The 10650-nt window shown below is 37.3% G+C and carries 7 protein-coding genes; 2 read left to right on the top strand and 5 right to left on the bottom strand.

Annotated features, from left to right (window positions below):
• Positions 1-86 precede the first annotated feature (86 nt).
• The 4 genes from M901_RS07225 to M901_RS07240 form a co-directional block, all read right to left on the bottom strand.
• Positions 87-2747, bottom strand: coding sequence for a hypothetical protein (locus M901_RS07225; RefSeq protein WP_021277537.1), 2661 nt, complete (start codon positions 2745-2747; stop codon positions 87-89).
• Between the two features lie 291 nt (positions 2748-3038).
• Positions 3039-3317, bottom strand: coding sequence for a 30S ribosomal protein S15 (gene rpsO, locus M901_RS07230; protein ID WP_021277539.1), 279 nt, complete (start codon positions 3315-3317; stop codon positions 3039-3041).
• Between the two features lie 80 nt (positions 3318-3397).
• A complete protein-coding gene (locus M901_RS07235; protein ID WP_021277532.1) occupies positions 3398-4492 on the bottom strand; it encodes an RNA polymerase factor sigma-32 in 1095 nt (364 codons plus the stop codon).
• A gap of 12 nt (positions 4493-4504) precedes the next feature.
• Positions 4505-6187, bottom strand: a complete 1683-nt coding sequence (locus tag M901_RS07240) for a hypothetical protein (protein ID WP_021277533.1) — start codon at positions 6185-6187, stop codon at positions 4505-4507.
• Positions 6188-6263: 76 nt separating this feature from the next.
• On the opposite strand from M901_RS07240, the gene M901_RS07245 reads away from it, so the two are divergent.
• On the top strand, positions 6264-7721 hold the full coding sequence (locus tag M901_RS07245; RefSeq protein ID WP_021277536.1) for a hypothetical protein: 1458 nt from the start codon (positions 6264-6266) through the stop codon (positions 7719-7721).
• Here the strand turns inward: M901_RS07245 and M901_RS07250 are convergent.
• On the bottom strand, positions 7692-9575 hold the full coding sequence (locus M901_RS07250) for a FecR domain-containing protein (RefSeq protein ID WP_021277535.1): 1884 nt from the start codon (positions 9573-9575) through the stop codon (positions 7692-7694). The genes M901_RS07245 and M901_RS07250 overlap by 30 nt on opposite strands.
• Positions 9576-9696: 121 nt before the next feature.
• Here M901_RS07250 and M901_RS07255 point away from each other — a divergent pair, with 121 nt between their 5' ends.
• Entirely contained in the window at positions 9697-10524 is an 828-nt protein-coding gene (locus M901_RS07255; RefSeq protein ID WP_198295362.1) for a hypothetical protein, read from the top strand.
• Positions 10525-10650 lie beyond the last annotated feature (126 nt).

Consider the following 10650-nt stretch of genomic DNA (forward strand, 5'->3'; position numbering starts at 1 on the left):
TCTTTCTATAATATGCTCTGAAACACCACCCTTAGGATCTGGAAAGAGAATTGATTTTCCAACAGCAATAGGCTGATAAATATTGTCTACGAGAACTTCTTTAGAAAAATATTTATCACCATTAGGATAGACGACTTTAAATTTACCGCCACCAAATCGGCCAGAACGCGGCCATTAATAATATTCCCATCTGGTCCAACAATAGAAACAAAACCACCAGTTCTAACTCTAGCATTAACCATTTTAGGAATAGTCGACATTCTATGAATACGAGCATCACTTACATCTAAAAGACCATTCGAACGTAAAAGCTTTATGGCCTTATCATCAAAGCCAGCGGTCAGTAAGACTTGATTCTGTCCAGAAGCAATATCTCCACTCTTAATAAGAGATGCCCTTGTGACCGCATCAACTTGCTCGAGTGTATATCCCTGTTTTAAAAGAAACTCTTCCTTGGCAAAGTCATCAAGAATATCATGGCTTCCACCTCTAAAGCGATCTTTTACCTTTCCTAGAGCAACTTGAACTTTCGCCGTTAAAGAACTCATTGGTCTTGAGCTAGCGAGAACCTCACTACCATCAATATCACCTCTTCCAGGATGTGCACTAGCTGAGCTTCGTCCCTTAAACTTCTTGGCCGCAAATTTTACAACAGGTAATGCCGCAACGGGACCTCCTATAAGAGCTGCCGTTAATACCGCTTGCGAAGTACATCGAGAAACATTAGTCGCAGACACCATTTTCATATCAATATCTGAACATTGGTTAAGCTCTTTGCCATCATAGGCCTTAAGATCTCTTTCAAATTCAGCACAGCGATTGAATTCATCAACGCCCATTCCTATTGAATAGCTCATGTCAGCTGCAAAGGCAGCCTGATGAGCACGCTTAGTCAGCTTTCCTGCTTGAGCAGCGGCTTTAATACTACGACTTGCCGTGGCCGCCAATTTAATGGCGTTAACGGCAACCATTGGAGTAAAACTTAGAGCAATACCAATAGCGACATCATCTAGAACGGCATTGGCCTCATTTCTTGCATCTTTCATATTTTCGACACAAGAGTAAAAGTTGTTAGCACTTCTAAGGTGCTTATCTTTTGTTGGAGCTGAATAGTCACGCCCATATTTTATAGAGTTTAAAATCTTGTCAAAATCCTTACAATTATCAGACTGCCCAATAAGACATTCTTGCGCTCGATCTAAATCTCGCATTTTTTTTACAATCTTATCTTTTGAATCATTCAGCTGCCTTTGCACACGCGTTTGTAACAGTTCAGAAGGAACACTCTTACCTTTTGAACTATATTCCTGTCTAAGACGAGCAAGGTGTTTCCCCTTTAACAAAGGATAAATTTCAAGTAACTGGTTAATCCCATTTTGCGCTTGGGCCCTTAATTCTTGAGGCTGGCTAGAATCAGACTTTAATAATTCGAGGTGCCTTATTTGTTCAAATGCAATACTCGTCTCATCCACTTTATCTTGAAATCGATTTCCTGATTTACCGTGGCAAGACTTGAGTTTTTCACAATAATTTGATGTTGTTTGATTCTTAATACTCTTACATTCGACAGGAGCAGTATCAACAAGGTTTCCTAGTTGTGTATGAGCATCTAGTAGGTCTTTGTAGGCTTTTTTAATTCTTTGATTCTTCTTATTGAAATCAACTTGCATATAGGCCTGGGCCAGTTTTAAATCTTCATCCTTTCTTCTATTTTCAATTTGTTCATTCACTTCACTCTTCGAAAAACATCCAGGAGCAAAATCTTTCAATTGGAAGTCATCAGGAAACTCCGTTAGTAAGGCCCTTGTAATATCATCAGGAGTTCCACTCAACTTTTCAGAATGATCACACGCCGCACGAGGATCTCTAAAATCACTTACTTTAGAATCATCATTAGTCACGTAGTTATAGAACTCTCTTACATTTTGATCCACTACATTTATAGCACCAACTGTACCATTCCAGTACATATCACTCAATGAATCCTTTAAGACTTCTGGACACTCCGAGACTTGATTAAATTCAAAGCAGCTTTTTTTTCTCACAATAGGATTAATCTGTTCAAGAGCATTACCTAAACCATCGACAAGCCCATTAAGAGATGGACTAATATCTCTTGCGTTGGCAATGTCTTTTACTGCACTAGTGAGAAGATCACAGGCCTCGTACACTCCATTTGAACTAGAACAAATCCTTTCAACAGTATTTTGAATATTTTGAAAATCATCACCAGACATCCTATCTTTGACATCGGCTAAAGAACCACCACTATTTTTAAAACAAGAATTTGCTAAATTACTATATTGAGAATCAACATCAACACAAATACCTTCACCAAAGAAAGTTGGGTTACATTGAAACTTTCCACTTCCACAACTCGATTTATAACCTGAGTTTGGATTAACTCCGGGATGCTGACATTTTCCATACTCAATAACTGATTCCCATGTTCCAAAGAAACACGGTTTTAGTCCACTCGTAGCGATGGCCTCACTAAAGAAGATATTGAAAAGTACTTGTTTTTGAAATTTCTTTTTCCACTCTAGATTCTTCTTTAGACTCTTCTTATTAGAATCGAAACTCTTATCATAAATAGAATCTCTCTCCATTCTAATAAAGAAAGAGACATAGCTTTGATAAATGGCATTAATTTTATTGAATGAGGAATTCTCTATTTCCGTCTTTGAGAAATGATGAAACTCTCCAGCGAAGGCCGAAAAGGACAATTGTATAAATAGAATAAACACGATCTTTTTAATGGTCTGATTCCCCAATCTTATCAAGAACTTGTCTATAATTATCGGCTATCTATGAACACAAATTGAGTCTTTTTTCCAAGCTATTGATATCACGAAGAAAACACAAATAAGAACGACCATATTCCATGGCACAACCAAGGCGACCAAGGTACCAGTATCTTTTTCTTATGAGGTCTGTGTCATTTAACGCAAGTCTCATGAGAAAAAGATACTGGTACCTTGGAAATAAAAAAAGGCTCCATGAGGAGCCTTTGTTTTCTATAGAAATGTAAAATTGAATTACTTTCTTAGACCAAGTTTCTTAATTACCGCTTGGTACTTTTCAGTATCATTTTTAGCGATGTACTTAAGAAGTCTTCTACGTCTACCAATTAGCTTTAGAAGCCCTCTATTTGAGTGGTAGTCGTGGATGTGCTTGTCGAAGTGACCTTTTAGGTTGTTAATTCTTGTCGTAAGAATTGCAACTTGTACTGGTGCACAACCAGCATCTTTTTCACCAGAACCAAACTCAGTTCCGAATTCCTTAACTAGTGCAGCAGTTTGCTCAGTAGTAATCATAATTTTCTCCTTATACAGACCTACAACCCAGTAGCAAAATTATTTTTGAAACCGAGAAATGGGCGAAATATTGGAGCATACTAACGAATAAACTTCCCCATGTAAAGCTTTAAGTTCTTTAAAAGACGGGCTTCGATCTGGCGAATTCTCTCTCGGGAGACGCCATAATCGTCAGCAATGGCCTGTAATGACGCAGGAGCTTCATCTAGCAGGCGTTTTTGGAAGATTTCACGGTCTCGCTCCTTCAGAGTCGAGATAAAATCATCTAGATTATCCTGTAATAAATTCAGGCTCTGCTGATATGAGATATCTTCTGTAAAGTCCTCACCACTAGAGAGAAAGTCACCAAAAGTCTGTGAGCTCTCATCTGAGACCTTGTGATCGATACTAATTTCGCTTCCAGACTCACCTAACCTCATGTCCATTAGGGCCACAGCTTTCTCTGAGACATCAAGATTTTCAGCAAGGGTCTTATGATCAGGATCAATTCCCATACTCAAAAGGCGCTGCTTTTCTCTCATTAAATTATAGAAGAGCTTCTTTTGATCATTGGTAGTCCCAATTTTTACAAGACGGAAGTTATCTAGAATAAATTTTAAAACATATGAACGAATCCACCAGCTAGCGTAGTAAGAGAGCTTCGCCCCCTTATCTGGATCATAGAGAGAGACGGCCTTCATTAAACCAACATTCCCCTCTTGGATAAGATCCATGACGTTGCTATAAGCGTACTTATACTCCATCGCAATTTTCACAACGAGGCGTAAGTTCGAAACAACGAGCTTCTTTGCTATTTCAACGTCTCCCGTCTCTTTTAGGGCCTTGGCAAGCGCAAGCTCTTGCTCACGAGAAAGAAGATCATAGCGGCTAATCTCTTTAAGATATTGATTTAACTTATTTGAAGACGGATCACTTAGCGCTGGAAGCTTTTCTGAAAGAATTGGAAGATTTAACTCTTCCTCGCTTGAATCTGTCTCCGATTCATCTTTATCGCTTCGAGTGATTTCGATAAAATCATCTTCACTAGATTCAGAAAGTGAATCCTGCTCCTGGTCATCAAGACTTGGGAGAACTTCATAGTCCGAAACACTATGAGACTCAGAGCTCTCAAGTTGCTCAAGATCAACAGAAGGAAGTTGAGTTTTTGAATTTTTCTGTTCTTTTGACTTTGTCACAGCTCTTATTTATCACTTTTTTGATTTTTCGGCCATAGAATCAATTCTATTCTGTAATTCAAAGTCCTTATGACGCTTTTTCTCACGATCTAGGTAGTAACGCATTAAATTTTTATTCTTGAGATAAATCAAAGCGAATGGGCTCACATTCACATCAACCGGAATACGAACCATATTTCCTTTAAAATGATCCATATTAATTGTCTTAATCTCATTTATTTGCATCTTGAGTTCTTTAGCAATGTGCTCAGTTAGATCACCCTTGATAATATAGGATGAGAACTTATCCTTAAACTTTGCATAGCTATATTCTACATAGTACTGAAGTCTTTGATCAATTCGCTTTATTTGTTCGGCCAGGTTATTTTCGTCGCGATACTCAAAATAAAACCACTTCATATCATTCTTTGGTATCTCAATATAAAACCTAAAGCGAAGTTTTCCATTGATTGAAATCTCTTCATCAAACTCACCACTATTAAGATCCATAATAACATGAGGCTTAAATTCTCGAGGATTTAAAAACAGATCTCTATCCACAACTTTCAGAACAAGAGGCTCTTCATAACTAAGATTTTGAACCCTTTTATCAACAGTCTGCTTTGCCCAAGTATCCCAGAAATACTCCATTCCTGATTTCAAATATTGAGTCAGAATTGTCTTATTATCTGTCCACACGTTGAAGTCACTAAACTTAGTAATAAGAGCCACAAATTGTGAAATCAATCTTGTCTCTTTATCACCAGAGTATTCATTAAAAACTTCTTTATACTGACTCGCTAACTCAGGCTCGTCTTCCGCTTTAAGATCTCTGATATCCTGGCAATATAGGGCCTTCATATCATCGAAGTAACTACTAGAGCCAATTCCTTTTGGAAATTCCAAATTAAAGTCTCTAAAATTCTTCTTACGGCATATTAGTCCATCACAGAGAACTTTTGTTGTCTGCTCATTTCTTTGAAGCATCTCAAGTCCCTGTCCCTTATCTCTTTTAAGTTCAATAGAGTTCATCTGACGAGTAATATAAGCGGCCACGACAGGGTTCTTTAAAAGTTTTTCTAATAAACGTGGCGTCTCAAAGCGCTGTCCCCAAGAACAAGCTGCTTTAAACAGACCAAGAGTATAATAGAGCTCTCGAACAAGACGTTCTTCTTTAGACTGCTTAATATTAATCTTCTTAGTAAAAAGCGGATTACCTTCAATGGATGGAAGCTGGTAATTTCCCTTTTCAAAACTGTCTTTGAAATACTTTTTGATACGCCTATGACCCATGACCGAGATATTAGCACTACAACTTGAAGCAATAGCATTTGAATAAAGCCCCTCATACTCATCTTCAGAGAATTCGAGTTCTTTAGAGTACTGGGCCATGGCCTGTATTGTATTTTCAAGAAGAATCATTTGAAGTGTGGCCATAAAAGAAGTAATGACACTCTCTCTTTGCCAACGATCTTTGTAATAAACCTTAGGGTCTGATTTGCAATAGAATGATAAATTCTCTCCCTCTACATAGAAGGCCCTATAATACTTAATTAAGTCAATCCACTTTTGGTCAACTTTCTCAAGCTCTTTTTGGTGAAGTTCTGTAATACGCGAATAAAAGGGATAATTATTGATAACAAGGTTACTATCAACATCAATTGCTGAAGTAGTAAAAGCCGACAATAATAATCCGACTATAATAATCAGTTTCATCTTTAAAAGCTTCACTTTATAACCTTAGTCCATCCTTAGTATTTAAGTTATCGGAATTATTCCCGAAAGGTTTAGTATGAGAAATTTCATTATCATACTATTATTCACTCAAGTTTTTACTCACTTTGCTTATGCTCAAAGTGAACAAGCTTTGAATTCGAGAACCAAAATTCTCAATAGCCTAGACGATGATTTAGATTGGAGCATTTATAACGATGTTGAAATTAGAGAGTTCTTCTTTCGCATGGATCAGCAGCGAAGACAAACTCTTTTAAATAATATTAAATCTTCGAAACTTTCTCTCTTTAATGGTAACGTGCAAGGAGCTATTGAACTTCTAAATCTTACTTTAATCAAATACCAAGATACTCCTTTTATCCCTATCATTCAAAGGTACTTGGCCCTCGCTCACTTTACAATTGGTGACTTTAAAACGACTTATGAAATTCTCTCAAAAGATATTTTCTTAACTAATGAGTACTATGACAAAATTTGCGTCCTTCGCGTAGCTTCAATGCTTCACCTGGAGAAAAATAATACTCTTAAGCTAGAGATGAATCGCTGCCAAAATAGAAACTTTGCCTATACCAAAACAAGATTTAGATGGTTTAAATATCTGAATGATGAATTCTTTGAAAAAATAAAGGCCAACACTATTGATCCAAAGTTTTATGAGAATAAGGTGTTTGCAACAAAGAAATTTACATCACTTGATGAGACCAGAAGTTGGTTGAAGTATGTCATACTCTTTAACATTGAAGACCTGGCCGCAGAATACTTCCACTTTCTTCCGGATGCGGCCTTTCAAGATGATGTCATTAGAACTCTTATGGGGTATGTGCTCTATATTGCGAATAAAGATGATAAGGCCAAAGAATTTATCGAAGATATCAATAACTCAAACTCTTCATATCTCAAGGCGCTACTTGAAGCTAAGAAAGGAGAATTCAAAACTTCTTATGCTCATTCTATGTCGGCCAATAAGAGAAGACCTTTTTCGATAAATAATAGCCAGCTACTGACAGCAATTTCTTGGCTTACAGAAAACTGGAAGAATGCAAGATTAACTTCAAGTAAAGTGGTACCACCGGCAAGTCACACAAGGGAGCAAAAACTCTTAAAGACAGCACTACTCATTCAAGAAGGGAACTTCTACCGTGCCCAACGTGAAATCGAAGAATTGTACTTTCTCTATAATAAGAAAATGCCCTTTGAGGCCCTCATCATTGAAAGCTATATCTATCTCACACTCAAGGATAGAAAATGGCTTAAATCAAGCGATACGGCCTGCTTAAGATATGATGGGATGAATTGTTGGCTCCACTTGCAATCGCTCATTTGGGATGATTATGCTGAGACAGTATCTCAACTTAAAAACCCTCGTACAAAAGTTATCGACACGATAAAGAAGCTCACAACAAAGAAAAGCTATTCACCAATTCGAGAGAATATATTCATTCGTCAGGGTGATATCTTAGAGATGGATATTGCTAGAGACCCTCAATTAGAAGATGTAAGAATACTGCAACCTTAGACCATTCTTAGAGAGTTCAACAGTCTTGTACTTAACAGAATCACTTACATCAAGTCGTGTGACATCGAAATAACGATACTCATTAAAAAGATTAAAAGAGAAGTAATGATTTCTCTTATACCAATAACCAGCTCCAAGACTTGCAAAGAATCCATAACCATTCTTAATACTCAACTCGGCTGCACTCTTATGAAAGTTAACAAGGGCCTTAAGCTGAGTCGTAATATCAAATTGTCCTGTTTTAAGTAGAACACCTTCTGCTCCAAGACCTAGAGAAGTGAATGAAACCTTATAAAGCTCCCCTGAGTTACTTCTAATTTCAGAAGGAAGATTTTCTTGAACAACTGAGTAATCAGCTGTTAGGTTCCATCTTGAATTTAAATACATATGCGCTCCTAGACCAAGCTTGAAGAGCTTATTAGAGCGATGACTATATCTCACTTCATTATCGTAACTAGTACTTGTCATAGAAAAATCAACTACTGGTCTTAAGAATCCATTTCCGGCCATTTTCCAAACAAGCCCTAGTTCTGAAGCACCTTCAAGACTTAAGCGCTCGTCCTCTGTATTTTGTTGAACTGGAGAGAGATCAAGTTGTGTTGAGTTTCCTCCAAGATAGAATGAAAAAATATCCTTACTCATCAATTCTGTATTTGAGTATCTTATAAACTCTGGAAGCTTCTCTTTCTTATCCGTATCAACATATAATTCTTTGGCGAGTGACTGGTTAAGATCTTTTGTCGCGACAAGAAGTTCCTCTTTAACCTTACTTGTCTCTTTCTTTTTAGACTCAACAACAAAACCCTTTCTCGCATCTAGCTTTATCCCAGTTGGAGCAACATACTCCCCTGTCTCAACATCAAGTTTTCCAATTTTCTTAGGAACATAGACCTGCTCCTTCTCATTAAATTTAGCATCTGCTTCTGGAGCAATATAGAGACCAGTGTTTAAGTCGATGAATCCCCCAGATTTTGGAGCATAATCTCCTGTAACCTTGTCATAAAAACCCTCTGGAGGTGCTGCCTGAGGAGCCTGCTGGAGTTTGACATATTTCTTTACACTACTAGCATCTTTTGCAACGACTGTTTCCTTCGCATCTTTTTCAATAAGGTTTTCATTTGCGTAGAGGACACCAAGCTGTTGTGGGTTAATCTTTACAGGCTGAGAAACCTTCTTATTCTTATTTAGAGTTCCAGAGAACTGTCCGGCCTTGACGACAACAACTTCTTTCTTCTCTAGGACTTGATCAATTTTTTCTAAATCATCAGATGCTTTTGATACTTCAACTTTTTCCACGCGAACTTTATTCTCGTGATTTCTTTTGAGGACAACTTTTTCTGTCTTATCGAGATTTCTATCTTTTATATTGGCCATGGCAACGCTACCTTCAAAAGTCAGAAGGTTTGTCACTTTATTTTGAGGGTTATAAATTGTTTGGAATTCTGTACCTCGAACACCAAGCGCTGCTGTTCTTGTCTTAATAAAGAATTTATTCTTATCTCTTCCCTTTTCTGGTGGAACTTTTGTTCTAACCCTTCCCTTTAAAAGAGAGATAACATTACCCTTTGTCTTTTTAAATTGAGTTACCACAAGTTTACTATTTGGCCCAAGTGAAATTTTTGACTTATCTAGAAATTGAATTCGAACAAAACTTCTCTTTGAAGTTACAAGTGATGTATCTTCATAAAGCTTATCCCCTCTTTTGACCATATTGGCCTTCATGGCGCCAGGGTTTAGTTTTGTTACCTTTCCTTTAACCTTAGTGACAATGGCAACATACTTTCTGGCCTGAGTTGAAAAAGAGCAAAGAAGCCCAATAAAGAGAATAAGAACTTTTATATTTCTAAGAATCATTCTAATAAGTACCTTTTAATAGTGAACAATAATATTTTTATATAAAAAAAGACTTTGGTCAATGAAGGATAGAGTTATCATCCCTGTATTGCGAGACTTTCTTTTGAGCTACAATAATCCCATGAAGAAAACTCTCATGGCTCTGCTTGTGTGTATGACAACATACTCTCAAACTATAAATTGGCTCAATTTTAACTACCCTCCAATCTACATAACCTCAGGTCCTAATAAAGGGCTTGGTTTTGGTGACAAGCATCAGAATATGCTTGAAGACTGTCTCGAACAATACACTCACAAGAAGGCCCAAGCCCTGTCATTTGCAAGAATCAGGGCCTTTCTAGAGTCAAAGAAGGGAAACCACTGTATTGCCGCTTTGGGAGGGTTTCCAAACGAAATTAGCAACTCGTTTTACTCAAGTACTGTTTTTACAATCCCAACTTCCTTTATCGTCACAAGAAGGGATGTCTTGAAAAAGCTTAAACTTGAAAATGATGCGATTTCTCTGTCTCAATTAATGAACAATAAGGAACTTAAGGGTGCTCATGTAAAAGGTGGAACTTACGGAGAGGCCGTATCAAGGATACTTAATACAAGCCAGTCCCAACTCCTCATGAAAACTGATCCAGACCCAATAAAGTTTTACAAAATGCTCCTGAGAAAGAGATTTGACTACGCACTCGATTACCCAATTGGTCTTATGTACAATATTCGGGCCCTCACACAAGAGCAAAGAGAGAAGATCGCCTTTGTTCTTATTAAAGAAAATCAACAGACACCCTATATCAATGCTTATGCAATTTGCAATAAGGCCCCTGGTTCAGAAAGAATTATCAATAGAATTAACCAATGTATGAAAAGAGAAGTCCACAATGAAAAACTGCGTGGAGAGATCTTAAAGTATATTCCAGACCAAATGAAAGAGACGATTGATAAAATCAATCGTCTCTAAGATTATTTTACTTATTTTCTGTTAGACTGTGTCCGTCGTAAGTGTAACTCATTTCTTTGTCCTCACTTACAGTGACAATTGAAACAGGACGCTTCCAAATGGCGTAGATATTGGCCATTGTATCTG

Source organism: Bacteriovorax sp. DB6_IX (assembly GCF_000447775.1).
Classification (GTDB): domain Bacteria; phylum Bdellovibrionota; class Bacteriovoracia; order Bacteriovoracales; family Bacteriovoracaceae; genus Halobacteriovorax_A.

What these genes read in the sequence shown, in the direction of transcription:
- rpsO (WP_021277539.1), bottom strand. Translation starts at nt 3,317, where the DNA reads ATGATTACTACTGAGCAAACTGCTGCACTAGTTAAGGAATTCGGAACT.
- M901_RS07240 (WP_021277533.1), bottom strand. Translation starts at nt 6,187, where the DNA reads ATGAAACTGATTATTATAGTCGGATTATTATTGTCGGCTTTTACTACT.
- M901_RS07245 (WP_021277536.1), top strand. Translation starts at nt 6,264, where the DNA reads ATGAGAAATTTCATTATCATACTATTATTCACTCAAGTTTTTACTCAC.
- M901_RS07250 (WP_021277535.1), bottom strand. Translation starts at nt 9,575, where the DNA reads ATGATTCTTAGAAATATAAAAGTTCTTATTCTCTTTATTGGGCTTCTT.
- M901_RS07255 (WP_198295362.1), top strand. Translation starts at nt 9,697, where the DNA reads ATGAAGAAAACTCTCATGGCTCTGCTTGTGTGTATGACAACATACTCT.